This is a genomic window from Bacteroides sp. AF34-31BH, assembly GCF_003602795.1.
Lineage (GTDB): Bacteria > Bacteroidota > Bacteroidia > Bacteroidales > Bacteroidaceae > Bacteroides > Bacteroides uniformis.
This window is the reverse complement of sequence record NZ_QTLV01000005.1, coordinates 26,740-53,300: the sequence shown is the minus strand read 5'-3', so window position 1 is coordinate 53,300 and position 26,561 is coordinate 26,740. Positions and strand designations below refer to the sequence as shown.

Sequence of the window (26,561 nt, the reverse complement as noted above, 5' to 3'; positions counted from 1 at the left end):
TGTTGCTTTACTGTTTTAAATATTTGTCTATCGTTGTTGCCGCTTGTTGGTCACTTGGTCTTGGAGCATTCACTTCAACAATATTGCCCTGTTTGTCGAAAATGATGTATCGGGGAATTAATTCCAGCTTTAGCTTTTCCAGTATTTTACTGTTCTTTGGGTTTGTGATGAGGAAATTGTCGGGTACTTCCGACAAGCCTTCCTGCTCTACTGCCTTTTTCCAGCTGCTTTCCTGGTCCTTGAAGGCGAGATAGACGAATACCACATCTTTTCCCTTGTACAGCTCTCTTAGCTTTGCCGATGGAGGCATTTCTTCCCGGCAGGGTACACACCAGCTTGCCCAAAAGTCCACATAAATGACCTTTCCCCTGTTTTTTTTCAACAATATGTTCAAGTTGGTAGGCTTTCCGTGGATGTCCTTCAGCAATAACTGGTTGGCATCGGCAGACAAGTTATATTGGTCTCTTATCTTGTTGGGCAGCAGTGTGTCTTGGGTGATATGGATATATTTGTCAAGATAGCTGTTTACGTCTTGTGCCGAAAAGTTTTCGCCGATTTCTTTGATGCAGCGTTCAAGCAGGATTTGTTTTGATTTTGGCTGAAATGTTTTCGGAGATAGCTCATCGAAGGTTTGACGCCAGTCGTTGCTTCCTCCCTGCGATTTGCGTATTGTCGGGATGTGCTGATTCAAAAACCAGAGGTAGTAGTCCAGAAATTCACGGTAGGAGGGATAACGGATATATTTGTCGGCTATTCCGGGCTCCATTTGGCGGTAGAAGGCGGTGTCTTCATTCAGCATTCTCCGGGATTCATAGTCTTTCAGCTTGAGCAGGTATTGATAACGGTCGTGTATCTCGCTTGAGATAAGTTGCTGTTCTTTAAAGGAATTGATAGTATCTGTGTAGTTCTTTTTGTAACTGTCGAACATGGATTGTAATGAATCCAAAGGACAATAATCTATTATTAATGAAGTCCAATTGTTGGCTCGTATCATGTTAATGCTTTGGGCAATCCGTACCCAATCGCTTCCCAAGCATGTTTTTGCTTCTAAGCCGGAGTGTGTCCTCCCTTTACGCAATTCATAGTTCATATTATAGATTCTGTTGCGTTCCGGGTGATGCTTGCTGCTTAAAATGGGGTAGTTCAGGCTATCCATTGAAATAGTAATGGTATCCCCTTGCATTAAAGGGTAGTAGTTGAACTCAAAATCCCCATAGTTGAGCCCCAGCTCCTTGAAATGTTCAGTGGAATAGAGGGTTATGGTATCGAAATCTTTGTCCGGCATGTATTCCATAAGAGTTCCTATACTGTCGGTATAGAGGACTTTAGGCATCGGCACGTGTCTCACTCCTCCCGGTGTCCTGTGGGGCTTAGGATGGTAATGATTGAAACATACTACAATATTCTTTTCGTCCTTTTGGGTGGCGACATGATACTGTTGACAAGATGAAAGACTTATTATTAAAAGGAAGACAATGCATATAATCATAGGACTATAGATTTGGTTTGCAATAAAAAAATGAAATAATAGGTATGCAGGATAAGTGAAATAACTTGCTGCTTAAAAAAACTTTCACTTGTAGAGTTATGGCTGTGACAAGTGAATAGGAGAACAGTTAATCAAACAAATTCTCCTATTCAAAAGCAAACCATTGTTATCCGCAGTAGCTACTTGATCCGCAACTGTCGCAGCACCAATGCCCTTCTTCTGTGGCCATATGCATGGCCTGAGCCTTACTTACACCACATTTCACAGTACCGGTTGGCGATTTGTAACCGCAAGTTCCGGAACCTCCTTTAATGGCTCTCATTTGGTTCTTGCTGAGAGCTTTCGTTTTTAACACATTAAAGTTCATAATGTCTGGGATTAATTTTATTCTACTCTATTAGGGCTTTTCGATTCCGCCTATATTTGGTGCACAAAATATCACAATTTAAAATGGTCTCTATAAAAGTGTATTCAATCTCTAATATGAATTATTTCTATAATAGATACTGCTTATAGTGAAAAACTTCCTGTCAAAAGTGTATCCTCTGTTTCAATCTCAATGAGATAGTTGCCGGTGCTTTCGCCGTTCAGGTCTATATTGAGGGCAGCAGGACTGCTGTGTGTTTCCGAATAGACGGTTTCACCGGTAGATTCATTGGTGATAGTGACATTGACAACTGCAATGTCTCCATTGAAGCTGACATTCACTACATTATTATATAGGTAAGCATCGGCTATCGGTCGTTGGATGCTGCGTTTGATGGGAAGTCCTTCCTCGCTTGTACTTCCGGTTCTATCTTTGGGTTTTATCGGATAGCTTGTCAGTACAATCGTTTCCGCATTGGTTTGGCATTCCCGGGCAGTCGAAGTGGAAAGGCCGTTGCAGAAGAATAAGATAAAGATTAATGCTTTCAGTGCTTTCATAAATAAGTGTTTTTATCGTTTCTTGTGCTACAAAGTTAGGGATTCGGATGATTCACCACTGCCCAAAAAGTGCCCAATTTTCATCTTGGAGTGCCCCAAAAGTGCCTTAATTACTACTTTTCAACTGTTCTGCCAGAGAAAACAGCACATTTTTCAATGAAAGTCCTTGAGGTGCTCCCATTTTCAATAGGATATTCTTCGTTCTTGCCTGGATGGTACTGCGGGATTGTATATGAAGGAAATGCCCCATATGTATGACGGGAACTTGCGCCAAATAGAGGCAGCATATCCGAATTTCTTCTGCAGACAGATTGTATCTTTCATCAAGATAGGTGATGATTCCATACCATCCGGCATTTGTAAGGGCTGTGAACTGACTCCACTCTTCTTCATTCAGGTTTTCTTTTGTCTCTACTTTTTGAAGGTCTTTGGTTATTCGGGACACTTTGATGTAGAGTGCAGAAGTCTTGTATTCTTCTTGTCTATGAGTTGGCTTCTTCACAACCAGCTGGCTGACTTTTTCTTGCAAGGTTGCATTTTCCCGTTCTTTTTCAGCAAGTTCTTGTTTCCTCCTTAAGTTCGCCTTGGCAATTTCGGCCTGCAGTGTTTCTTCCCATTCTTTCTTTTCGGCTTTATGCTGTAGGTGTTTCTTCCTGAAATAGAATATGCAGACGAAACTTATAGCGAGAAAAATGGTACTTACTGTACATAGGATATATGTGCTCCGTTTTGATATTGTATTACTATTATTCCTTTCGTGGGCAATTACGGTATTGAGAATGTCATGCCCTTGCTGATTAATTTGTGCACTGTCCTGATACATTGTCCGCTTTCTTTCCAGAAGAATGGATGTTTCCATATCCCCTTTTTTTTGTGCTATCTCCGACAAACGCATACAAGCATCTGCTTTGGTGTCGTAGTATCTTTCTGCTTTAAGTATTTTTTGCAGGAAGATGCCAGCAGAATCATATTGGCCGTTTATGAAATAGGCATTTCCCAGTAGCAGGAATGTCCTATAGCAATGCTGGGTATCTTTCAGACCGGAATAGTTGAGGCGTGCATATAGCAATGCTTGTCCCGGCTTGGGCATAAGGCTGTATAGCATACTTAGGGAGTGGTAGATAGGCACTAATATCGTACTGTCAGAGAATGCTTTGCCGATAGACAAGGCTTGCTGCATCTGTTGCTCCGCTTTCGGATAATACGTTTTTCCTTGTTCAAGGCTTATCATTCCACGTTGTGATAGGGTATAACATAAAGAGGCTGTGTCTTTTTGTGATTTAGCCAATAGTTCTGCCCGTTGGTAGATGGAATCTGCTTCGGTACTGAGGCCTTGTGTATAGTACAGATAGCCGAGGTTGCTGTATAAGGAGGCCTTTAACTCTGCGTTTTCTGAGCGGCCGTTGATATGCGACAAGGCTATAGTGTATTTGTCTATGGCTTGGGAATAGCCGTTCCGGTCTCTATAAAGACTTCCCCAACAGTAATATGCCCGTGCTTGCAGTGGGGCATTTTCATGCGTGTCATAGTAGCGCACGGCCACTTGTATCAGCGAATCATCCGTCTGCACTATGTAATTCTTGTCCCGTGCTTGTGTCAGCAGCAGTGCATGGTAGGCGCGGTCTGCTTTTGTTTTCAGGCTGTCGGTTGATATGCTTTCCAGCATGTTCAGTGCACTGTCCGGATGCAAATTCATCAGCGAGTCTGCTTGTACCAATGTTGTATTGTAGCCTGTCGTTTCGGTGCAGGCTGTCAGTAGTGCGGTCAGTATGGCTATGAGGGCTATGGTTTGTTTTTTCATGTGGCTTACTGCTTAATGCACTGCAAAAATAATGTTTTTTGTTTAGAGTCCGTTTAAGTTTCGTTGCGAGAAAACACGCACCTTTTAGTTTCCCCTTCTGTCTTTTTAATATCGTTAATCGCCGTTTTTAATTCGTTAGACAAGGGGTTCCCTTTCGTTAGACTACTGTCATTCTTTCGTTAGACACTTGTCTAACGAAAGAATGACAGTAGTCTAACGAATTAAAAACAGCGTTCCGCAGCATAACAGTGTGCAACTGAACGAATAAATTGCCTGAATAAACATCTATTACCCAAGTTCCGCATGTTCCGTTTCTTAGGAGTCAAAGGGAGTGTCCTGTCCGTACCCGGGCCGTATCTCCTCCGTGTCTGCTCCGTACTTTCTCCGTATAAGGGTACCTTTATGTGGAGCAGGTACGGAGCAGACACGGAGGAGATACGGAGCAGGCCCTATTTTATACCCTTTTCAAGCGCAATCAGAGTAGAGAGGCTGATTCCGTCAACGGCATAAAGGTTTCACCGGAAAGCCCGATGGATAGGGAGATACGCAAGAAGGAAGAAAGTTACTCGAAATGCAGTGCGCCGAAGAACTCCGGACAATGGAAGTTCGGCTTCTCCAGTTCAATCGGATTCCAGGAAAGGAAGTGGGGGGTCTGAAGCTTGTCACCACACTTATAGAAGTTGGCACGAATGGTCTGGCCATCCAATGAAGTGATGCGGTGCAGGAAGAAAGCGGAATAGGGAACGACCAGAGCCACTTCCCAACTGCACTCTCCTACTCTTTCTTCAAACGCCTCACGTCCCAAAGAAGCCCAGCGTTGCACCTTGTCGAGCACTTCCTGCGGGGCATGCTGGCGGTTTCCACGTCCGGCACCCGCACCGATAAGCAGCGTTCCGGCACAATTACACTCCATATTGTAGTACACTCCGTCACCGGCAGGCACAGAGAAGAACTCTACACAAGCATCTTCCCAGACCGGACCGTTATCGTGTCCTGCCACGGCGCGTACACTCGCTTCCCTTACCTTGAAATGCAGCAGAATGGCATCTTCCGTATGCGCTATGCGGAACGCCACATCGGGAGTATAAGGAAAAGCAGCCCAATTCACTGTGTTCACGGGCTGAAACGCCACCTTCTCTTCATCCAGAAGAGCCGGAACCGACTCTACCGGTATATTGGCCACACTTACTTTTTTTACATTCAATTCTTTCATTTTACTATTTTGAGGATTAATTGCAGACAGCGGCAGCATGCAAAGAGCTGCCGCTGTCATCATCAGATACTTTTTCAGATACATGAGTCAATGAACTTTCTCATCTCCGGTGTATGCTCCTCCACGCTCTGCAACAGTTTGAACTGAGCCTTGGTACGCACAAGATTGTGCTCCGGATACTGGATTTTATAATAAGTATCACCGTTGATATAATCTGCCAGGAAGCGTACGCACTGCATGTATGGGAACAAGGCAGCCGCATAAGGCAGATTCTCAATCTCTATCGGCAACAAGAAGGATTTGCCCGATTCCAGATAACCCTTGGTAAATGCCTGGAATATTTCCATATTGAAGTTCACATTATCCAGATTCTTGTCGTCTTCCAACCCCGTGTTGGCACCTGAGCGAAGGAAATCGCCATAATCGGAGAAGATGAAGCTGGGCATCACCGTATCCAGGTCGATGACACAAAGCACCGTACCGTCTTCGTCGAACATCATGTTGTTTACTTTCGTATCACAGTGGCATACCCGTTTGGGCAGTTTGCCTTCACGGTACAGACGTTCTGCCTTACACATTTCATCAGCGCGTTTTTCTATCTCATCCAGAAAATACCGCACCTCCTGCACACGTCCCGCAGCATCGGCAGCCACAGCGTCACGGAGTTGCTTCAGGCGGAACTCCATGTTGTGGAAATCGGGAATTGTCTCGCCCAATGTATCTGGAATGTCGGCAAGCATAGCCTGGAAATTACCGAAGGCAGTTCCCGCATAATAGGAATATTCGGGGTTCACCGTCTCGTAAGTCTTGGCACGGGGAATAAAAGTCATGATACGCCAGTAGTTCTCACCGTCATACCAATAGGTTTTCCCTTCGGCCGTGGGGATGAAATGAAGCACTTTACGCTTGACATCGGCCTCTCCTTTCTCTTCCAGCTTCTTACGGATATGCCCGGTCACAGCCTCGATATTAGACTGTAACATCTCTACATTCTGGAAAATGGCATGATTGATACGTTGCAGAACATAGTCCGGCGCATCGGCCTCAACGGTGGTCACTTTGTACGTATCGTTAATCAGGCCTGAGCCTAAAGGCTTGATTTCACGAACCGTACCCTGCATTTGAAAATGAGATACAATAGATAAAAGGTCTTTCATGATAATAAATGAATTAATTTGTTTACAAAGATACGCCGATTGCCATCTATCAAAAGACAAGTATCGTTCGGCGCGCTTCCAAAATTATACATTTATCCAAACATAGCCGCAAAAACTGCCTAATAAATAAGAAGTCTTGTACAAAATATACCTATATTTGTAACTGAAACCTTAAAAACTACCCGAAAAGTGCGAACGTTTATCATCCGGCTGCTTCTTGTTTCAGTAAGCATGATTGCTGCAACCCTGCAGGCGCAGAACATCACCTTCAACCATCTGACAACCGACGACGGTCTGTCACAATTCTCCGTGAACAGCCTTTACATCGATGAAAACGGTGTATTATGGATTGGAACCCGAGAAGGCTTGAACCGTTATGACGGAGAAGACATACAAACTTACAAGCTGCAGAAGAACGACCCTTACAGCCTTTTCTGCAACACCGTGCTGCGCATGGCCGGCAACCGTAACGGAAAAATCTACCTGCTCTGTACGGAAGGAGTAGCCGAGTTCAATCTCGCCACCCAAAGATTCACCACCCTGCTGCAAGGAAATGTACACAGCATATATTACAAAGAGGCCCTTTTCATCGGAAAACAGAATGAAATCTACCGCTATAACGAGCAGACCGGGAACTTTGACCTCTATTACCAGCTTCCCGGAAAAAGTCTGGAAATCTGCTGTATGCATCTGGACAATGGACAAATGTGGATTGGAACGACCACCAACGGAGCATACCGCCTGCAACTGGACAAGAACGAGCTGACCCACCCCATCCTAAAAGGCAACATCACCAGCATATACCAAGACAGCGAAGGCGAGTTATGGATTGGCAGCTGGGAAGAAGGGCTGCACCATGTAAAGACCGACGGAACCATCGAAATCTTTGAATACGACGCAAAGAACCCTTACAGCATCTCTTCCAACTTCGTGCGAGCCTGCTGTGAAGACAATCTGGGAAACATCTGGATTGGGACATTCAACGGATTGAACCGGTATGACAAAAGTACGGGACTCTTCCAGAACCACACTGCCAGTGATGCCCAGAGCGACGGACTGACACACTCTTCCATCTGGTGCATCGTAAAGGACAACCAAGGAACGCTGTGGCTGGGGACCTACTTTGGCGGCGTCAACTACTTCAACCCCGAGTACGAGATATACAGCCGCTATATGTATTCGCCCATCGAAAAGAAGGGGCTGAGCAATCCGGTTGTAGGCCGCACCATCGAAGACAAGGACGGCAATCTGTGGATTGGCACCGAAGGGGGCGGACTGAACTATTACAACCGCCGTACCCGTGAGTTCAAATGGTTCCGCCCGGAAATCGGTCCCAACAGTATTTCCCATAACAACATCAAGGCTCTCTATTATGATGCCTCCAAAGACATCATCTGGATAGGAACCCATCTGGGCGGACTGAACAGACTGGACATACGCTCGGGGCGATTCACACACTACCGCATGGAAGCAGGTAATCCGGAGACCTTGCCTTCCGACATCATCCGCGATATCGCGCCTTACCAAGACCACCTGGTGATAGCCACCCAAAACGGAATCTGCCTCTTCGACCCTGCCAACGGGAAATGCCAACAACTGTTCCAGGACAGCAAAGAAGGCAAAAAAATCAAGATGGTGGCAGATGTCACTTTCGACAGCAACGGTACGCTCTGGATTGCAGCCACGGGCGAAGGTGTGTTCAGCTACCGTTTCGATACCGGCAAACTGACCAACTACCGCCATGATACTGCCGACCCACACAGCATCAGCAACAACAATGTAAACAACATTACCCAAGACAGCAAAGGCAATCTGTGGTTCGCCACTTCGGGCAGCGGACTGGACTTATACCGCCCTGCCAGCAACGACTTCGAGAACTTTGACCAAGCGAAGAACGGCCTTTCCAGCGACTGTATCTATGAGACGGAGGAATCCCCCACCAGCGGCAAACTGCTGCTCATCACCAACGAGGGCTTCTCCATCTTCGACTACCGGCAAAAGGCATTCCTGAACTACAGTGCCGAAAACGGTTTCCCAATGACTGCCGTCAATGAGAATGCCCTTTGCGTGACCCGTGACGGAGAAATATTCCTGGGAGGCACGCAGGGAATGATTTCTTTCCATGAAATGGAGTTGAACTTCACGCCGAAACCCTACAAAATCATCCTCTCCCGCCTCATTGTGAACGGAACGGAAATACAAGTGGGAGATGAGACCGGTATCCTGCAGCAAGCCTTGTACTGCACCCCCGAGATTACGCTCAACGCTGACCAGTCCATGTTCAGCATAGAGTTTGCCACTTCAAACTATGTAGCCGCCAACAAAGACGACATCATCTATAAGCTGGAAGGCTTCTCCAACGACTGGAACAGTGCCCGTGGACTGCACAACATCACCTATACCAACCTGAATGCCGGAACCTATAACTTGATTATAAAGCCCAACGGAAAAGACGAGAGCCTTTGTCCGCAAGTCCACCTGACCATACACGTGTTGCCTCCCTACTACAAGACTCCCCTTGCCTATCTTATCTACCTGATAGTGACGGGAATCCTGCTCTGGTATCTGGTGCGTACCTACAAGTCCAGAATCAAGTTGCGTGAATCACTGAAGTACGAACAGAAGCACATCCGTGACGTAGAGGCCCTGAACCAGTCAAAGCTACGTTTCTTCACCAACATTTCCCATGAATTCCGCACCCCGCTGACACTCATCGTGGCCCAAGTGGAAACGCTGATGCAACTCCAGAACTTCACGCCTGCCATATATAACAAGGTACTGGGCATCTACAAGAACAGCATACAGCTACGGGAACTCATCACCGAGCTGCTCGACTTCCGCAAGCAGGAACAAGGGCACATGAAGATAAAGGTAAGTCCACACAACATCGTGAACTTCCTATACGAAAACTATCTGCTTTTCCTGGAATATGCCAGCGCCAAACAAATCAGCCTCTACTTCGAGAAGGAAACAGACAGCCTCGAAGTATGGTATGACCAAAAACAGATGCAGAAAGTGATAAACAACCTGCTGTCCAACGCCGTCAAGCATACCAAGGCGGAAGACAGCATCACCCTCAGCATCAAGACCGAAGGCAGCAATGCCGTCATCCGCGTGACCGATACCGGCAGCGGCATAGATGCCCGGGAAGTGGACAAGATATTCGACCGCTTCTACCAGATAGACCAAATGGACTCTACGGATGCAAGCAAGACGGGTACGGGTATCGGCCTGGCATTGACGAAGGGTATCGTGGAGCTCCATCACGGCACCATCCGTGTGGAAAGCGAACTGGGCAAAGGTAGCAGCTTCATCGTAAACCTGCAATTGGGGAACGCACAGTTTGACGAAGAGCAAATAAATAAGAATGCAGACAGTGTGCAACAAATAGAAATTCCCAAACCGGAAAACGATGCCCTGCTCAAGGCGGAGCTGGAAGAGAGTGCTCCCATCAAACGACTCCCGGATGCAAAAATCCTGATAGTGGAAGACAACGACTCCATCCGCGACATGCTGGCAGGTATCTTCAAGCCCTTCTACGAAGTGCTGACTGCGGCCGACGGAGCGGAAGGACTTGCACTGGTGCGCAGCGAAATGCCCAATATCGTAGTCAGCGACGTGGTGATGCCCAACATGTCGGGAACGGAACTGTGCAAACAGATAAAGAGCGACTTCAACACCTGCCATATTCCCGTGGTACTGCTCACGGCACGTACTGCCATCGAACAGAATATCGAGGGACTACGCATCGGTGCGGACGACTATATCACCAAGCCGTTCAACACCAATCTATTGATTTCGCGCTGCAACAACCTCGTGAACTCGCGCATCCTCCTGCAGGAGAAGTTCAGCAAGCAGCCGCAAGCCTTTGTACAGATGCTTGCCACCAACCCCATAGACAAGGAGATTCTGGACCGTGCCATGGCAGTCATCGAGCAACATCTGGACGATACGGAGTTCAACGTCAACGTCTTTGCCCGTGAAATGGCAATGGCACGCACCAATCTGTTCACCAAGCTGAAGGCTATCACCGGACAAACTCCGAACGACTTTATCCTGACCATCCGCCTGAAGAAAGGCGCTCTAATGCTGCGCAACAATCCGGAGCTGAATATCACTGAAATTGCGGACCGGATCGGTTTCAGTTCTTCACGCTATTTCTCCAAATGCTTCAAGGACATTTACCATGTCAGCCCACTGGCCTACCGCAAAGGAGAGAATGGAGGAGAGGAAAGTACGGAAGACAGTGAAGAGACATCTTAATATTGTACATCAAGCCATCGCATGATACGGTTTGTACTTTTTCTCCCTTCCCTTGTACTTCCTTATACACCCGATTCCATAAAACCTCTTACCTTTGACCTCAGAATTACAATCTAAAGTCAAAGAACTATGAAGCATTTTTCCCCCTTGTGGTCTCTGATTCCCGGTGCAGCCCTGATAGCGGGATGCGGAAGCCAACCTAAAGACAAGACTTCGGAGCACTCGCCGCAGAAGCCCAATGTAGTATATCTGATTGCTGATGACCTGGGTATCGGCGACCTGAGCTGTTACGGTGCCACCAAAGTAAGCACTCCCAACATCGACCGCCTTGCCGGACAAGGCATGCAGTTTACCAACGCTTATGCCACTTCTTCCACCAGCACCCCTTCCCGTTTCGGCCTGCTGACGGGCATGTATCCCTGGCGACAGAAGAATACCGGCATCGCTCCGGGCAATTCCGAACTCATCATCGATACCGCCTGCGTCACTATGGCCGATATGTTCAAGGAAGAAGGCTACGCCACTGCAGCAGTGGGCAAGTGGCACCTCGGCCTGGGCCCTAAAGGCGGTACAGACTTCAACCACTCCATCAAACCGAACACCCAAGACATCGGCTTTGACTATGAATACATCATCCCCGCTACCGTCGACCGCGTTCCCTGCGTCTTTGTAGAGAACGGACATGTAGTGGGTCTCGACCCCAACGACCCTATCACTGTGAGCTACGACCACAAGGTCGGTGACTGGCCCACCGGTCTCGAAAACCCCGAACTCGTCAAGATGAAACCCAGCCAAGGGCACAATAACACCATCATCAACGGCATCCCCCGCATCGGCTGGATGACCGGCGGCAAATCCGCCCTTTGGACAGACGAAGACATTGCCGACGTGATTACAGACAAGGCCAAAAACTTCATCACAGCCCATAAAGACGAACCTTTCTTCCTTTATATGGGTACGCAAGATGTACATGTTCCCCGCGTGCCACATCCGCGTTTCGCCGGCAAGAGTGGTTTGGGCGTACGTGGCGACGTCATCCTCCAGCTGGACTGGACCGTGGGTGAAATCATGCACACTTTGGACAGCCTCGGCATTGCCGACAACACCATTTTTGTATTCTGCAGTGACAACGGTCCCGTCATAGACGACGGCTATCAGGACCAGGCACGCGAACTGCTGAACGGCCATACTCCCATGAAGCACTACCGCGGTGGGAAGTACAGCGCTTTCGATGCCGGTACCCGCATTCCCTTCATTGTACGCTGGCCCAATGGCATCAAGCCCGGCAAACAACAAGCCCTCTTCTCCATGATTGATGTATACGCTTCACTCGCCGCCCTGCTGGATCATCCGCTGGAAGCAGGCATCGCTCCCGACAGCCGCGACCAACTCAACAACTTCCTGGGAACCGATACTGCCGGATGTGACTATATTGTACAACAGAATCTGGACAATACACTCTCCATTATCCAGGGAGACTGGAAATACATAGAGCCCAGCGACAAGCCGGCACTGGAGTATTGGACGAAAACAGAAATGGGAAACGCCCCGCAGCCCCAACTGTACAATCTTTCCATTGATCCGTCCGAAAAAGACAATGTGGCAGAAGCCCATCCGGACAAGGTAAAAACGCTCTCTGCCCTACTGGAAGAGGTGAAGGAAGCAAAGAACCAAAGTGAAAGGGAATAAAAGTACAAGAGTGGTATAGTTCGCAAGTTTTGTACGAATTCGTACTTTTTGCGAACTATTAACTAATGCATTTGTATATTCCATCCCCTACATTTGCGATGTAATTCAACTCTAAAGTGAGTAAAAACGAAGAAACAACCTTTATTATTAACTAATTAAATTAATATTTATGAGACAAAAAGTAACCTTTATGCTACTTGCAATGCTCTTCTGCTGTGTACTCGGTATACACGCACAGACCGGAGGCCAAGTAAGCGGTAAAGTTGTCGACGCCATGGGAGAACTGCCCGGTGTCAGCGTTGTTGTGAAAGGAACCACCAACGGAACTACCACAGACCTGGAAGGAAAGTTCACATTGGGCAACGTAAAACCTTCCGACATCCTTCAATTCTCTTTTATTGGATATAAGACCCAAGACATCAAAGTAGGTGACCAACGGACATTCAATATCACATTGGAAGAAGATGCCCAGGCATTGGATGAAGTGGTTGTTGTGGGATACCAGGAAGTACGCAAGAAAGACTTGACCGGTTCTGTATCCAAAGTCAACATGAGCGACTTGCTCAAGACTCCTTCTGCATCTTTCGACCAGACATTGGGCGGTCGTATCGCCGGTGTAAACGTAAGCTCAGGTGAAGGCATGCCCGGTGGCACGATGACCATCACTATCCGTGGTAACAACTCGCTAACACAAGACAATACCCCACTTTATATCATCGACGGCTTCCCGGTGGAAGATGCACGCGTGGCGGCTGCTATCAACCCGAGCGACATCGAATCGACTGATGTTTTGAAAGATGCATCGGCCACAGCCATCTACGGTGCGCGTGGTGCCAACGGTGTCATTATCATTACCACCAAGCAGGGAAAAGTTGGCAAACCACAGCTCAGCTATGACGGCAGCTTCGGTATCTCCACCGTTACCAAAAAGCTGGATATGATGGATGCTTACGACTACGTGAAACTGCAACTCGAAGTAGACCCCACCCGTGCCATCGAAAAATACCTCCCTTTATACGAAGGTCACCAATGGACCCTGGACGACTACCGAGGTATTGCCCAAAACAACTATCAAGACGAAATTTTCCGCACAGCATGGCAGCAAAACCATAATGTTCGTCTGTCCGGCGGTTCGGAAGGTATACGCTACAATGCATCCCTTTCTTATTACGACCAAGATGGTATCCTGCTCAACTCCAATTACGAGCGCCTGCAAAGCCGTCTGAATACTTTGGTAAAACGCGGTAAGCTGACCATAAACTTCAACTCCAACTTCTCTCGTTCCATCCAGAGTGGTTCATCTCCTTCCTCAAGTTCTTACTCTGGTATGAACAATCTTTTCTATAGCGTATGGGGATACCGCCCGGTTAACTATCCCGGCAAGTCTCTCGATTCTTTATTGAACGACCTCGTGGATGACGATGTGGATGCATCAAATGACTATCGTTTCAATCCCATAGCCGACCTGAAGAACGCCTACCGTAAATACTACGTCAACAACCTCCAGTTAAATGGTTATGTAGAATACGAGTTCATCAAGGGATTAAAGCTAAAAGTATCCGGAGGATGGACCTACGACAACCGTCACACCGACACCTTCAATAATTCCAAGACCCGCTACGGTGGCCCTACTTCTACCGACAAAGTGAATGCAGAAGTAGTACGCCAACAACGTCTGACATGGTTGAACGAAAACATCCTGACTTATCAGACCAACTTCAAAAGCAAACACTTCTTGAACGCACTGCTCGGTGTAACATTGCAAAACTCTGACTATGAATATTATTCATTACGCATGAAGCAGATTCCCAACGAATCACTGGGCATGGCCGGTATGAGCCAAGGCACTTTCGACAAAAGTACCTCTACCTTGTCTTCTTGGTCCATGCTGTCTTATCTGGGACGTGTGAACTATAACTACAAGTCTAAATATTATGCCACAGCCTCGTTCCGTGCAGACGGTTCCTCCAAGTTCAGTAAAAAGAATCGTTATGGCTACTTCCCTTCAGGCTCACTGGCGTGGAGCTTCTCCGAAGAAGACTTCATGAAGGATTATAAGAAATGGTTTTCAAGTGGTAAAATCCGTCTGAGCTGGGGTCTTACAGGTAACAACCGTATCGGCGAATATGACTACCTTGCCTTACTGGATATGATTAAAAGCCATGCCACCACCAGCATGACCAACACCGTATATCCTTTCGACGGTAACAACGGAAATGTCGGTGTAGCTCCTATCTCTCTGCCTAATGAAGATTTGAAATGGGAAACTACCGAACAGTGGAACTTAGGTCTTGACCTGGGATTCTTCGATGAACGCATCAGCTTCACCGCCGACCTATACCGTAAGACTACCCGCGACCTGTTGCTGGATGCCACCCTGCCCTACTCTTCAGGTTATCTGACAGCCATGAAAAACATCGGTAAAGTACGCAATGACGGTATTGAATTGACGTTGAACACCGTGAACATAGACAGCAAAAACTTCAAGTGGAGCAGTAATTTCAATATTTCCTTCAATAAAAATAAAGTATTGGAACTTGCCGAAAATCAGACCAGCTTGTTGAGTACCGCCAGATTTGACCAGAACTTCAACAGTCAGCCCAATTATGTTGCCAAAATAGGACAACCGATGGGTATGATTTACGGATATATCTACGAAGGTACCTATAAATATGATGATTTTGACAAGAGCGGCAGCAGCTACACGCTGAAGGGTAACATTCCCCACTACGTAAGCGAAAGCAATACACAGCCCGGTATGCCCAAGTACAAAGACTTGAACGGTGACGGCATCATAGATACCAACGACCGTACCATGATAGGACGCGGTCTGCCCATCCATACCGGTGGTTTCACCAATAATTTCGAATACAAAGGCTTCGACCTAAGCGTATTCTTCCAATGGAGCTACGGTAACGATGTACTGAACGCCAACCGCCTGTTCTTCGACAGTGGTTTCCAGAAGAAACGTGAGTTGAATCAATATGCCAGCTATACCGACCGTTGGACACCGGAAAACCCGAACAGTAATATTCCGGCAGCTACCAACTCAAGTTCCAATCTCGTGATTTCTTCACGCGTAGTAGAAGACGCTTCATTCCTGCGACTGAAAACTGTGACGCTGGGCTATACTGTACCCAAGACTTTCTTGAAGAAATATAAGATTGACAACGCACGCCTTTACGTAGCTGCACAAAACCTTTGGACTATTACCGGTTATTCCGGCTACGACCCCGAAGTATCTATCCGTAGCGGAGGCTTGACTCCGGGCCTTGACTTCTCGTCTTACCCGCGTGCGCTCTCCGTAAGTTTCGGTATCAACTTAGGTTTCTAATCCCACTAAAACACTGGAATATATATGAAAACAATAAAAACAATTATATTATCTTTCGCTTGTCTGGCAATGGCATCTTGCGATTTCCTGGACAAAGAACCGACCAAGCTAACTCCCGACAATTACTTTAATAATGCGGAAGAAGCTCTCTCATTCCTGACCTCTGTATACGCTCCACTGACCTCACAGAACTTCTACGGAAACGAGTATATGTTCATGACGGGTGCCGACGATTTGTCCCACTACGGTGGCGGTCGTAATCCGCAAACCAGCGGTGCCATTGCATGTAATAATGCCAATTCAAGCTCACCACAGTTCAGCAACCTTTGGCAAACACTTTATACCGGTATCGACCGTGCCAATACATTCTTGGAGAACATAGATAAAACGGATGACATATCCGACAAGTTGCGTCTGCAATATGCATCGGAAGCACGTTTCATGCGCGCTTACTACTATTTTACGCTCGTACAAGGCTGGGGAGACGTTCCTTTCAAAACCACTTCGACAAGTAGCGTGACCGGGCTCGATATTCCCCGTACAGACAAGCAGACTATCTATGATTTCATCACCACTGAAATTTCCGAGTGTGCCGAAGGGCTTGCCACAGCTGCAGAACTGGGTTATAAGCCAGGACACGTTTCACGTTCCGCAGCATGGGGCATCTTGGCACGCGTTTATTTATTCCGTGCCGGCGAGCACTTCCGCGACAACACCAGTGGAGACGCTACAGCCATTCAAAATTATTTCAAACAAGCCAGCACATACGCACAAAAGGTAATGGGCGAAGGACATAGCCTGACAGCCAACTACTGGGACGTATTCATCGACCTCTGTTCTAACCGGTACAATACTACAGCCAATGAAAGTATATGGGAAGCCGAATTTGCCGGTGACTATACTTCCGAAGTAAGAGCGGAGGGACGTATCGGAAACCTGATAGGCATCAAATGTCCGGACCAGTCTACCGACCAATCCCTGCTGGATGCCAAAGACCCCGGATTTGGTTATGCCTACTTCTGGTCGACTCCTAAGCTGTATGAGCTCTACAAGGAGAACGGCGACATCAACCGCATGAACTGGAGCATTGCACCATTCGAATATGTAGAGGCCGTAAGCAAGAAAGGCATTACGGGACGCCAATTTGAGTTCGGCAAAATGGAAGAGGTGAAAAACCAGTACTGGGATGTATCCTATAGCTACGGTCAAGGTGACGCTGCCAAAAAGACGGGCGACTACGAAAAGAGTGAAGCCGACTCCGAAAAGAATTACTCACGCGCTTGCGGAAAATACCGCAGAGAATATGAGCTTTACGGGTCGAAGAAGAACAAGAACTACACCTCTATCAACTTCCCGTTGCTACGCTACTCGGATGTACTGCTGATGGTGGCCGAAGCTGAGAACGAAGTCAGTGCTTCTCCCACTACATTGGCTTATAAATGCTTGAACGACGTGCGCAACCGTGCCGGTATCGCTCCCTACGAAGAAGGCAGTCTCAGCAAGGAGGCCTTCCGCCAGGCAGTAAAAGACGAGCGCGCTATGGAACTTTGCTTTGAGTATACCCGTCGTTACGACCTCATCCGCTGGGGTGAATATGTAAAAAACATGAATGAGCTGGCTCCCCGCGCCTTGCAAGGTGCCAATGCCAATTGGTCTACAGGACCCAATTATAGTGTCTACACCTTCTTCCAGATAACAGACGCTTATAATTACTTCCCAATACCGGATAGTGAAATGTCTGTGAACAAAGCTATCACCCAAAATAATCCGGGTTGGTAATCGAGTGAGTGAAACAAGGATAATCATTCCAAATAAATTGAATCATATTATGAAACTAAATAAACTATTGATAGCTGTCAGTATCGCAACCTTCGCCCTTGCTTCCTGCGAGAGTGAATTTACTAAAGATGCCGAACTGAATGTAAACGTGGCAACCGGAGACGGTGTAAGTTTCGACGGCCAGACCATTACCGTAAAAAGTGGAACTCCGGTGGAGTTCCACTTCAACGGCGATCCGGACTTCCTCACATTTTACAGCGGTGAGGCCGGAAAAGAATATAAATATAGAGAACGTACCACAGTGGACGAAGGTGAAATAGAAACTTCAACTTTAAAATTCAAACTGACTCCACAATATGGAAAACCGGAAAACACACTGACCATGTATGTGTCCGGCGACTTCCCCGGCATAGAGAAGGGTAATTTCGAGGCAGACTCCGTACTGGTGGAACAGCACGCTTGGGAAACCCTGATTCCGGCAGCCGACTTCCCCACTACTCCAAAGGCACAAGATTTTGAAGTGGACATGAAGCCCTATTTAGGCAAACGCATCGCTGTGGCCATCTGCTACCGGGGCCAAGACAAATCGGCCACACAGTCCAGATTCACCTTCGGCAATATGCAGATTGTGAACAAGATGACCAACGGACAGGAAACGGCTTTCACCGCCAACTCGTTCGGCTTTACCCCCATCAACATGTTGCACCGCCACAACCTGAGCGACCAGAAGGGTATGACCTCTAACCGTGCTTATGGTACAGTTACCAATAACACCTCCGGTATCTGGAATTTCAAAGATATGAATGCTTTCTTCATTCACAGTTCCAGTGCCAACACCGAGTTAAAATACAGTTGGCTGGTGTCCAATCTGTTTGTGGTCAATGCATGTTCCCCCGATGTAGGCACCGGATTGAAGAATGTTACCCAAAGTCTTGACTCTTACCAATACACTTACAACGCTCCCGGCACCTATACCGCTACCTTCGTAGGTACCAATGGCAATTACAAGCAAGAGTCTTCCGTGGTGCGCGAATACACAGTAGTCGTAACCGAGTAGTGAAGAAAAACGTACTATCAACACAAGACTTCTAACCTTAAATTCTTTTTATAGACCTTAATCAATTAACTTTGTCAGGGAGGAACCGCGAGGCTCTTCCCTGATTTATAAACACCCTAACATAACAAGTACCAACATGAAAACCCATAATATAAAAACTATTGCAGTAGTTGCCTTGTGCATCATATTAGCAAATATTCATGCTCATGCTTCCGACTTTGAGACCATCTACAATCGTATGTATGAGAAGTACCTTGACCGGAACCCATCGAAAGAGACCGTCAACGGACTGATTAAATCTCTTTCTCCCGAAGGGGCATTCGTCACCCTCAATTACCATGCCACCGACGGTTCACCCCGTAAGCATGTGCAGAACCTCATCACCCTGGCTTGTGCCTACCAACATCCACAAAACGCACTCTATCATAACAAAGCACTGAAAGAATCTTATCTCAAAGCACTCTGCTTCTGGATAGACACCAACCACCAAGCAAAGAACTGGTGGTATCGCTACATTCCCTACCCCAAAGAGCTCTCTGTCAGTGTAGTGCTGATGAGCCGCGAAATCAATGAGAACCCGGAACTTTTTGACAAGGCCATCAAATACTTACGCTGGAGTTACGAGCATGCAGCTCCCTCGCACATGACGGGAGCCAACGGAGCCGACATCATCATGGGTTCGTTTGCAGCCAGCATCCTGACCAAAAACGAGGCGCAAATGGAAGACTTCAAAGAACGGATGACGCAACTGCTCACCATACAGTCTTCCGAAGGTATCCAGCCCGACTATCTCTTCGGACAGCATTGCGGCCACGGGCGACAACTCTACTTCACCAGTTACGGCAAAGAGTTCGTAAACTCAACCTTAGCTTATCTGGAACTCTGCAAGGATACTCGTTTCCAAAGTCCCGGACTGGAATTACTGCAACGGCTCTTCACCGACGGCGTACAATGGATATTCTACAGCAAACAGCACGACCCCAACAATGCAGGGCGGTTCATCAGCAGCAACCAATACTCTTCTGCCATAAAAACATTGGCTGAGAGAATCTACAAACTAAGCAGTTCCGATGCCCGCAACAGCATGAAGCAGGCACTGCAACACATCAGTGGAGACAACAGCCTGACGGGAAACCGCATGTTCTGGCGCTTCGACTACATGGTGCATCGCCGCAACAATTACATGACCAGCTCTCGCATGACCTCTACCCGCACCGTAGGCAACGAAGCCGGCAATGGTGACGGTGAATTCAACTATTATGCCTCCAATGGAGTAAACTATCTTTTCGTCACCGGACGAGAATACAACGGAAATTTCTTCAAGATATTCAATAACCGCCAGTATCCCGGTATCACCGCCGAGCAAGACAATGCCCCCCTGCCCATCCCCGATTGGGGTGAAGGCGGCAATAATGGAAACAGCTTTGCCGGAGGTGTCAGCGACAGCCTTTACGGAGCCTGCGGTATGATGCTGGACCGCCACGGATTGCAAGGCCACAAAGCCTGGTTCTACTTCGACGACGAATATGTATGTCTTGGGGCAGGTATCCGCAACAACGAAGGAAAAGCCGAAGTATTTACTACCCTCAACCAATGTAACCGCGACGGAAAGGTGCAGTACATGGTGAACGGGAAAACACATACTCTGAAGAATGGTTCCGTGCAGACTGCCGCAGACTGGGTACTTCATGGACAGACCGCCTACGTCAATCTATTGCCCCAAGCCGAATACCGGATAGCTTGCGACACAGCATTGTTCAGTCTGAATACCAATCACGGTATCCGCCCGCAGCGAGGAGAATATGCTTACGTGGTACGTCCGGGAATCTCGACCGTATCGACCGTCGCAAAATATGCCGCAGACCTGCCGATAAAGATACTTGCCAATACGGAAAAGATACAAGCCGCACGCCACGAGAAGCTGGGAATAACGGAAATCATCTTCTACCAGCCAGGAGAACTGAGACTTGAAAATGGTGACATCCTTGCAACAGATACCCCTTGCGCCCTCTTGTGGAAGGAAAAAGAAGAGAAAATTCATGCTGCAAACCCACGTTGCGAATCGAAAAACCCCGAAAAGATAACGATAACCCTAACCCAAAGCGGGCAAACCAAACAAATATCGCTCGAGATGCCGCAAAAAGAAGAAGCCGGAAAGAGCTGCACGCCTCCCCTTTACAGGAATTAGAGGAGTTATCCTTTGAATTGAAAAAGCTATGGTTACTTTAGACCGGAAATAAAAATGTGTATCTTTGCAACCATGAACGAGAATATACTACCCATCCATTTCGCTCCGTTGCAAGGCTATACCGATGCCGTCTACCGGCGGGCACATGCACGCATCTTCGGCGGCATAGAGACCTATTACTCTCCTTTCGTACGCATGGAGCACGGAGAAATCCGGCGGAAAGATGCCCGTGACATTGAACCGGACAATAACCCTGGTCTGCACCTCATCCCCCAGCTCATTGCTCCGGATGCGGACAAGATGGAGCACATAATGTCCCTTTTCATCGAAAAAGGATACCGGGAAGCGGACATCAATTTGGGTTGTCCTTTTCCGATGCTGGCCCGGCGCCACAATGGCTCCGGCATGCTGCCCTATCCCGAAGAAGTGAAGGCGCTGCTCTCCGAAGCCATCGACCGGCATCCCGACATCCGTTTCTCCGTGAAACTGCGTCTGGGCTGGGAGCAGGCGGAGGAGTGTCTTGCCCTGCTACCGCTGTTCAACGAACTCCCCCTCGCACACATCATCCTGCACCCGCGTCTGGGCAAGCAGCAATACAAAGGAGAGGTGGACCTGGAGGGATTCGAGGCTTTCTACAAAGAATGCACCCACCCTCTGTTGTACAACGGAGACCTGCATACCGTGGAAGATATTCGCTCCGTCACCACACGATTCCCCCGATTGGCAGGCATCGTCATCGGTCGCGGACTGCTCGCCAATCCTGCCCTACCGCTGGAATACAAGCAAGGAACCCCGATTTCTTCCGATGAAATGGCGAAAAAAGTGGGGCAACTGCACACCGAAGTGTTCGGCAGCTACCGGGAGCAACTGCAAGGAGGAGACACGCAACTGCTGACGAAAATGAAAAGCTTCTGGGAATATCTGCTGCCGGACGGAGACCGTAAGGCGCGAAAGACCATACACAAGACCACGAAGTTAGCCAATTATGAAGCGGCGGTGAGCAACCTGCTCGGAACATATTAGACATTTATTTCCAAATTCATTCATAATAGAAGAAAGGAAACAGCACACTGATACTTAACAGCCAAAAGATGGGGATGTTTTGGGTGAAAACATCCCCATCTTTTATAGGAAAACACCCGGATGTTATAGGGTAAAACATCCGGGTGTTTTAGGTATTGGAAGTTAATGTCCGGCAGACACTGTCCTTATCTCTTCAGCTCCACGTCGAAACTTGCAGCATCCCGGCAAGTAAAACGCAACACTGTCTGCTTCTTGTCTGCCGACAACACCTTGCAATAGGGCGTCTCGGCAACCTTCCACTGTCCCTTCAAAGTAACGGTTACGGGAATCTCCTGACTCTCATTGTCAGTCCACGGGCGTGAATAGATACTGCGCTCAATACGTTTTCCGTCTTTATCGAAAGCCTCATCACTCAGACCACGATACAAGGCCAGGTCGGGTTGGGAAACAGTCAGCAGAAGCTTGTCCTTATATTCGCGTATCATGACAAGGCACGATGTATCGGCTTTCTGCAACAATCCGCCGTCGGGCAGAGCCTGCGGAGTCTCAAACAAGACGTAAGAAGTAAGACCGTCTGCCGGAGAGCGCACAATGTGGGCATTACGGTCTTGCCGGAGAATCTTGTAAGTGGGTTTCTTGGCGAATGCCTTCAAAGCGACGGCATCCGTATGGGGCAGCACTGCATATTCGTAGGAAGCACCTTTCGGGGCTTTGCCATGCTGCAATGTCAAGGACACCCAGTCGCCGGAAGTAGGCTTAGTGCTACGTTCGCCCACGGTCACTTGCGGGAAGTTCTTCTCATACCGGGCATCAGGGCGGGAAGCTTTGGAAATGTAATAACCTACGCCATTGGGGTCTATATAAGTCTGTCCATCACTCTGATAGGACTCCCAGTACCGGCGGGTTTCGGGAGTAATGGCGGCAAGCTGGAACACGGTGGTTTCCGTGGGATATTCGGTATTTAGGTTTTCGATGTCCGTACCGAGGCATACAATGGTGCCGTCGAAGAAATGGAACGACTTGCGGGCACGGTGAGAACCGTTATACTTATCATGTTCATGCAGCACCATACCGAAGTTGCCGTTCAGATGTGCCTGGGACAAACCGCCTGCAAAAGCCTCGTCGGAATAGAGCATCTCCTCCATACCGGAGAAGGTATCGACATTCAATACCCGGGCACGCAGCCGGTCGAAAGGCAGATGAATGCTCGTGACACCCGGAATACGATTCCAGTCGAAACCGGCTTCCTGCCAGCCACTGGTGGCAAAAGTAACCATTTCATCGGATTTTCCGGTAAGAATCTGCATGCTGCCATGTGCCAGATAACGGCCATAGAAGTTGGCGGGGAGATAGTGCTCGGCAGCCCAGAGATAACGGGAATGTCCGCGTACTACGGCAGCCCAGTTGTCACGACGCTGTACGGACACGCAGCCGTAACCCAAAGCCAGATTGCCTTGCGGGTCGGGTTCCGGACAGAAGCCTTGGGCTTCGAGCAACTTCTTCATCTCCAATTCGTGGCGGGTGGAAGCCTTCGGCAGATAGTCGGGCGCATTCTTGTCCGGAACTTCCGTATGGGCAACCAGGCGCAGATAGGCAGCGGCCATTTCGGGATCATATTTCTGCTTGCCATCCGGCGTACCGGCAATGGCCATCGTGGCATATTGGATAGGTATCAGGCTTCCTTTTCCGTTGGGATGGCGGCCGGACATGGAGAGAGACCATTGCTTCAGATTGCAATAGAAACGCATGGTGAGAAGCACTTTCTTCACCGTCTCGTGTGCCTGCTCGGACAGACGGAACTCGGTACCACTCAGCAAGTAAATCATATTAGTGGCACCGTCCAGACCGCCCACTGCATAGGCAGGATAATTGTTGCAATGATGGAAGCAGGCACCGTCCGGCTTGAAAGAACCGGCCAATCCCGGCGCAGGAAGACAGCCTTTGTCCAGCCAACGGGAGAAGGAACGCAGGTATTGCAGTTTCTCCGGTGTATCCTCCATAATCAGAATGCTGGCTATGCGGCCTTGCAACTTGGTGTTGAACGTATCTATATCAATACCGTTGACGGCAGGTTCGGGATATACCTCGTTGGTGATGGCATACCAGTTGAGCGTACGTACCGCCTCTTCCAGCTTACCTGCCTCACGCAACACGTCCTTCATCAAGAAATAAGCCACAAACAGACCGCGCATACTATATCCGTAATGGTGGATATTCCCCCAGCAACTGCCGTAGGCAATACCCTGGTCGGTGGCGTTATCGTACATGGCGATGAATTTCTGCTTCAACTCGTGTTTCAGCGCCGCATCCTCCGCATTGTTGTAGGCGATGGCGACGCGTTTCATCAGGTTGAAATAGTCGCTTATCTCTATCCCCAGTCTGGAGAACATATCTTTGTCCCAATCGGGTACCATACGTTCGTATGCCTCGGAGTGACGTACGAAATAGATAGGACGTCCTGCTACCTTGCCGTTCTTGTAGGTAATCCGATAAAAATCATACTTCTCACGGATGGACTGCATCTCCTTGTCCGAAAGCGCGGAAGGTGTGTAGAGCATGCCGCGGAAACGCTTCTCCATAATCCGTATATCCTGCTTCTGCGCCTCGGTCACGTCTGTCAGAGGGATGTCCGGTTTCCACAAGGAGTGTTCGTAGATAACCAGCCAGTGGTTGGTGGTTCCCTTATTTACAAACGGTACCTGCAAGTCGGCAGTCTGCTGGCGGGCATCTACCTTGCTGGCAGTAATCAGATGGTCGAAAAAGAGTTCCCCTTTCACGTCGGGGGCTACAATGCGGATTTCGTCCATCCCTTCTTCCGGGGTGCCTTGCATATCGCGTTCATAACATACCCATGCTCCGCGCCAACCGGTGAAGTTGATGCCAAAAGGAAAAGAGGTGCATACCTTGCCATCCTTCAGGAACTCGAACCGAATCTGCTTGTCCTGGGCCTGCTCATTGTACACCCATACGATGAAAGCCGAAAGATAGGTGTCTTTCCCCGTCGGGTCTTTCTTCTCAAACTTCAAGTCTTTTTTGATAGACAGTGCGGCACCCGGCTCGAAAGTCCAGCTCAAACTGTGGTCGCCATCCCTATAATGTTCGTCGCTAATGCCCAACTGCGAACCAGCTGCCGTAGTGACAAACGCCGGAACCTGCTTCTCCTCAAAAGAAAGCAAGCGCTCATTCTTCACGATTTGTGCATGTACACTGCCCGGCAGCAACATGCAAACGAGCGCTGCCGCTCCTATTTTCCATTTACTGAATTGCATCATGTCTGTTTATTTAAGGTTATCGATATTTGCTACTTGGAAATCTGCAAAACGTACGTGGTTCTGCCACAACCGTAAGGCGAAATAGCCGTCTCCTTTGCCATCGGCAACCGGTAAGCTGAAAAGCTCTTCACCATCCATGGCATAAGTGGTGGCTCCATTCTCCACACGGATTTTAACTTCATACCAATGGTTGGGCTTCAAAAGGTGGGCGGCATCGGTATACTCTTTCAAGATGGGTTTAATCTTTGCATCGTCCACTCCATAATACTCTCCATGGTATTCACGGAAACGCGTAGTTCCATTATCATTACCGCCGTAGCCCACATAGTAAAGGTCCAGCGTATTGTAATTCTTGAACTCGCCGTTGCGCCATGCACTGCGGGCAAAGAAGTCATCCGGATGCCGGGGGTCATCGGCCCCCCAAAAACAATTCAAGTCGCTGAGACGGTCGTAGCTACCATTCTCAACCACCACTTGTACCCGGTAGGTAATCTCATAGTTTCCCGTCAACCGTTCCTTATACCAAAGGGACAGCCCGTCCGGAGATACAATATCCATCGTATCGCCGATACATGTAATTTCCACTTTTCCGGAAGAATCCTCCACGACCCAGGCGGTAAGCCGGCAGGAAGCGCCCATCTCCATACCGGGGAGGACACATAAGAGAAGTTGCATCAAAAGAAGTTGTAACCGCATATTTCAATGTATTAGTACGGTACAAAGAAACCCCTCTTTTTGGAAAAAGAGGGGCATAAATCGTACAGAAGAAGGATAAAATAATGATTGAGGCGGATTTCTGCCCCCACTTCATCAAGGATGAAGTTCTTCGAAAGCCTTGTTTTCCTCTTGTACCGCCTGAATAGTTTCTTCCAGTTCATTGATAGGGAGATCGAAGTTGTACCAGTCGTTATAGCAGTCGGTGACATACCACTTGCCATCCGTCAGTTCAAAGACCACACGAAGGGAAGGTTCTGATTCATCATAGCCTGCTTCGAACTCTTTATGGGCAGGCTCATTGACAGTGAAGTGAGAAATATAGGTACCTCCCTCCTCTTCGGTAGTACGTCCTTCCTTCAGCGTTTCTTCGTCTAGCAATGCCCACTTCTCGCGGGTGAAGGGAAAAGTCTGTTCCGTCTCACCGTCATCCTTCAAGAGGGCGATGGGAGACTTCAAAGGAAACTTGATTCGGGAATACTGGAATGAAGCACTGGACGTGAATTTCTGGAGAAATGTCTTGAAATCCTCCTCTTCGGCAGCCAGACCATTGAGAGTCGTCAGCATGAGTGCCGCAAACAGACAAAAAACAAAGCGGATAGCCTTCATATACTCGGATTATTTTTCAATGCGCAAAGATAATATAAAAGTAATAAAA

16 protein-coding genes are annotated in these 26,561 nt (G+C 48.1%); 7 read left to right on the top strand and 9 right to left on the bottom strand.

Features of this window, described 5'->3' with window-relative positions; genetic code table 11:
- Positions 1–7: 7 nt before the first annotated feature.
- The 6 genes from DWZ67_RS09795 to DWZ67_RS09770 form a co-directional block, all read right to left on the bottom strand.
- Positions 8–1,489, bottom strand: coding sequence for a TlpA family protein disulfide reductase (locus tag DWZ67_RS09795; protein ID WP_044467415.1), 1,482 nt, complete (start codon positions 1,487–1,489; stop codon positions 8–10).
- A 166-nt stretch (positions 1,490–1,655) separates the two neighbouring features.
- On the bottom strand, positions 1,656–1,856 hold the full coding sequence (locus DWZ67_RS09790) for a TIGR04149 family rSAM-modified RiPP (RefSeq protein ID WP_080782247.1): 201 nt from the start codon (positions 1,854–1,856) through the stop codon (positions 1,656–1,658).
- Between the two features lie 143 nt (positions 1,857–1,999).
- Positions 2,000–2,413, bottom strand: coding sequence for a DUF3244 domain-containing protein (locus DWZ67_RS09785; protein WP_008662641.1), 414 nt, complete (start codon positions 2,411–2,413; stop codon positions 2,000–2,002).
- A gap of 106 nt (positions 2,414–2,519) precedes the next feature.
- Positions 2,520–4,214, bottom strand: a complete 1,695-nt coding sequence (locus DWZ67_RS09780; protein ID WP_120138723.1) for a tetratricopeptide repeat protein — start codon at positions 4,212–4,214, stop codon at positions 2,520–2,522.
- 562 nt (positions 4,215–4,776) lie between these two features.
- A complete protein-coding gene (locus DWZ67_RS09775) occupies positions 4,777–5,511 on the bottom strand; it encodes a carbohydrate-binding family 9-like protein (protein ID WP_044468621.1) in 735 nt (244 codons plus the stop codon).
- Entirely contained in the window at positions 5,502–6,584 is a 1,083-nt protein-coding gene (locus tag DWZ67_RS09770) for a phosphotransferase enzyme family protein (RefSeq protein ID WP_120138721.1), read from the bottom strand. Before DWZ67_RS09770 ends, DWZ67_RS09775 begins: the two co-directional genes overlap by 10 nt.
- A gap of 189 nt (positions 6,585–6,773) precedes the next feature.
- On the opposite strand from DWZ67_RS09770, the gene DWZ67_RS09765 reads away from it, so the two are divergent.
- From DWZ67_RS09765 to DWZ67_RS09735, 7 genes are all read left to right on the top strand, one after another.
- Positions 6,774–10,847 carry a hybrid sensor histidine kinase/response regulator transcription factor gene (locus tag DWZ67_RS09765; protein ID WP_120138719.1) on the top strand — a complete coding sequence of 1,358 codons (4,074 nt, stop codon included), beginning with the start codon at positions 6,774–6,776 and terminating at the stop codon, positions 10,845–10,847.
- 129 nt (positions 10,848–10,976) lie between these two features.
- Positions 10,977–12,536 (top strand): sulfatase family protein, encoded by a 1,560-nt coding sequence (locus tag DWZ67_RS09760; protein ID WP_120138717.1) that lies wholly within the window; start codon positions 10,977–10,979, stop codon positions 12,534–12,536.
- Positions 12,537–12,726: 190 nt separating this feature from the next.
- Complete coding sequence (locus tag DWZ67_RS09755; RefSeq protein WP_229084503.1) at positions 12,727–15,870, top strand: SusC/RagA family TonB-linked outer membrane protein; 3,144 nt, start codon at positions 12,727–12,729, stop codon at positions 15,868–15,870.
- 24 nt (positions 15,871–15,894) lie between these two features.
- Complete coding sequence (locus DWZ67_RS09750; RefSeq protein WP_120138713.1) at positions 15,895–17,649, top strand: RagB/SusD family nutrient uptake outer membrane protein; 1,755 nt, start codon at positions 15,895–15,897, stop codon at positions 17,647–17,649.
- 49 nt (positions 17,650–17,698) lie between these two features.
- The gene (locus DWZ67_RS09745; protein WP_120138711.1) at positions 17,699–18,706 is read left to right on the top strand and encodes a DUF5017 domain-containing protein; all 1,008 of its coding nucleotides are present in this window, start codon (positions 17,699–17,701) and stop codon (positions 18,704–18,706) included.
- A gap of 136 nt (positions 18,707–18,842) precedes the next feature.
- Complete coding sequence (locus DWZ67_RS09740) at positions 18,843–20,894, top strand: polysaccharide lyase family 8 super-sandwich domain-containing protein (protein WP_120138709.1); 2,052 nt, start codon at positions 18,843–18,845, stop codon at positions 20,892–20,894.
- A gap of 54 nt (positions 20,895–20,948) precedes the next feature.
- The gene (locus tag DWZ67_RS09735; RefSeq protein WP_120138707.1) at positions 20,949–21,917 is read left to right on the top strand and encodes a tRNA-dihydrouridine synthase family protein; all 969 of its coding nucleotides are present in this window, start codon (positions 20,949–20,951) and stop codon (positions 21,915–21,917) included.
- A 185-nt stretch (positions 21,918–22,102) separates the two neighbouring features.
- Here DWZ67_RS09735 and DWZ67_RS09730 read toward each other — a convergent pair whose 3' ends face one another.
- The 3 genes from DWZ67_RS09730 to DWZ67_RS09720 all read right to left on the bottom strand — a co-directional run bounded on the left by DWZ67_RS09730 (position 22,103) and on the right by DWZ67_RS09720 (position 26,512).
- Positions 22,103–25,189: a chondroitinase family polysaccharide lyase gene (locus DWZ67_RS09730; RefSeq protein WP_120138705.1), complete on the bottom strand. Its 3,087-nt coding sequence runs from the start codon at positions 25,187–25,189 to the stop codon at positions 22,103–22,105.
- Between the two features lie 6 nt (positions 25,190–25,195).
- Positions 25,196–25,885: a DUF6250 domain-containing protein gene (locus tag DWZ67_RS09725; RefSeq protein WP_005826049.1), complete on the bottom strand. Its 690-nt coding sequence runs from the start codon at positions 25,883–25,885 to the stop codon at positions 25,196–25,198.
- Between the two features lie 114 nt (positions 25,886–25,999).
- Entirely contained in the window at positions 26,000–26,512 is a 513-nt protein-coding gene (locus tag DWZ67_RS09720) for a hypothetical protein (protein ID WP_005826053.1), read from the bottom strand.
- Between the last annotated feature and the right edge of the window lie 49 nt (positions 26,513–26,561).

Excerpts from the sequence above, each read along its gene's own strand:
- DWZ67_RS09795 (WP_044467415.1), bottom strand. The coding sequence starts at position 1,489 with ATGATTATATGCATTGTCTTCCTTTTAATAATAAGTCTTTCATCTTGT.
- DWZ67_RS09790 (WP_080782247.1), bottom strand. The coding sequence starts at position 1,856 with ATGAACTTTAATGTGTTAAAAACGAAAGCTCTCAGCAAGAACCAAATG.
- DWZ67_RS09785 (WP_008662641.1), bottom strand. The coding sequence starts at position 2,413 with ATGAAAGCACTGAAAGCATTAATCTTTATCTTATTCTTCTGCAACGGC.
- DWZ67_RS09780 (WP_120138723.1), bottom strand. The coding sequence starts at position 4,214 with ATGAAAAAACAAACCATAGCCCTCATAGCCATACTGACCGCACTACTG.
- DWZ67_RS09775 (WP_044468621.1), bottom strand. The coding sequence starts at position 5,511 with ATGTATCTGAAAAAGTATCTGATGATGACAGCGGCAGCTCTTTGCATG.
- DWZ67_RS09770 (WP_120138721.1), bottom strand. The coding sequence starts at position 6,584 with ATGAAAGACCTTTTATCTATTGTATCTCATTTTCAAATGCAGGGTACG.
- DWZ67_RS09760 (WP_120138717.1), top strand. The coding sequence starts at position 10,977 with ATGAAGCATTTTTCCCCCTTGTGGTCTCTGATTCCCGGTGCAGCCCTG.
- DWZ67_RS09755 (WP_229084503.1), top strand. The coding sequence starts at position 12,727 with ATGCTACTTGCAATGCTCTTCTGCTGTGTACTCGGTATACACGCACAG.
- DWZ67_RS09750 (WP_120138713.1), top strand. The coding sequence starts at position 15,895 with ATGAAAACAATAAAAACAATTATATTATCTTTCGCTTGTCTGGCAATG.
- DWZ67_RS09745 (WP_120138711.1), top strand. The coding sequence starts at position 17,699 with ATGAAACTAAATAAACTATTGATAGCTGTCAGTATCGCAACCTTCGCC.
- DWZ67_RS09740 (WP_120138709.1), top strand. The coding sequence starts at position 18,843 with ATGAAAACCCATAATATAAAAACTATTGCAGTAGTTGCCTTGTGCATC.
- DWZ67_RS09735 (WP_120138707.1), top strand. The coding sequence starts at position 20,949 with ATGTGTATCTTTGCAACCATGAACGAGAATATACTACCCATCCATTTC.
- DWZ67_RS09730 (WP_120138705.1), bottom strand. The coding sequence starts at position 25,189 with ATGATGCAATTCAGTAAATGGAAAATAGGAGCGGCAGCGCTCGTTTGC.
- DWZ67_RS09725 (WP_005826049.1), bottom strand. The coding sequence starts at position 25,885 with ATGCGGTTACAACTTCTTTTGATGCAACTTCTCTTATGTGTCCTCCCC.
- DWZ67_RS09720 (WP_005826053.1), bottom strand. The coding sequence starts at position 26,512 with ATGAAGGCTATCCGCTTTGTTTTTTGTCTGTTTGCGGCACTCATGCTG.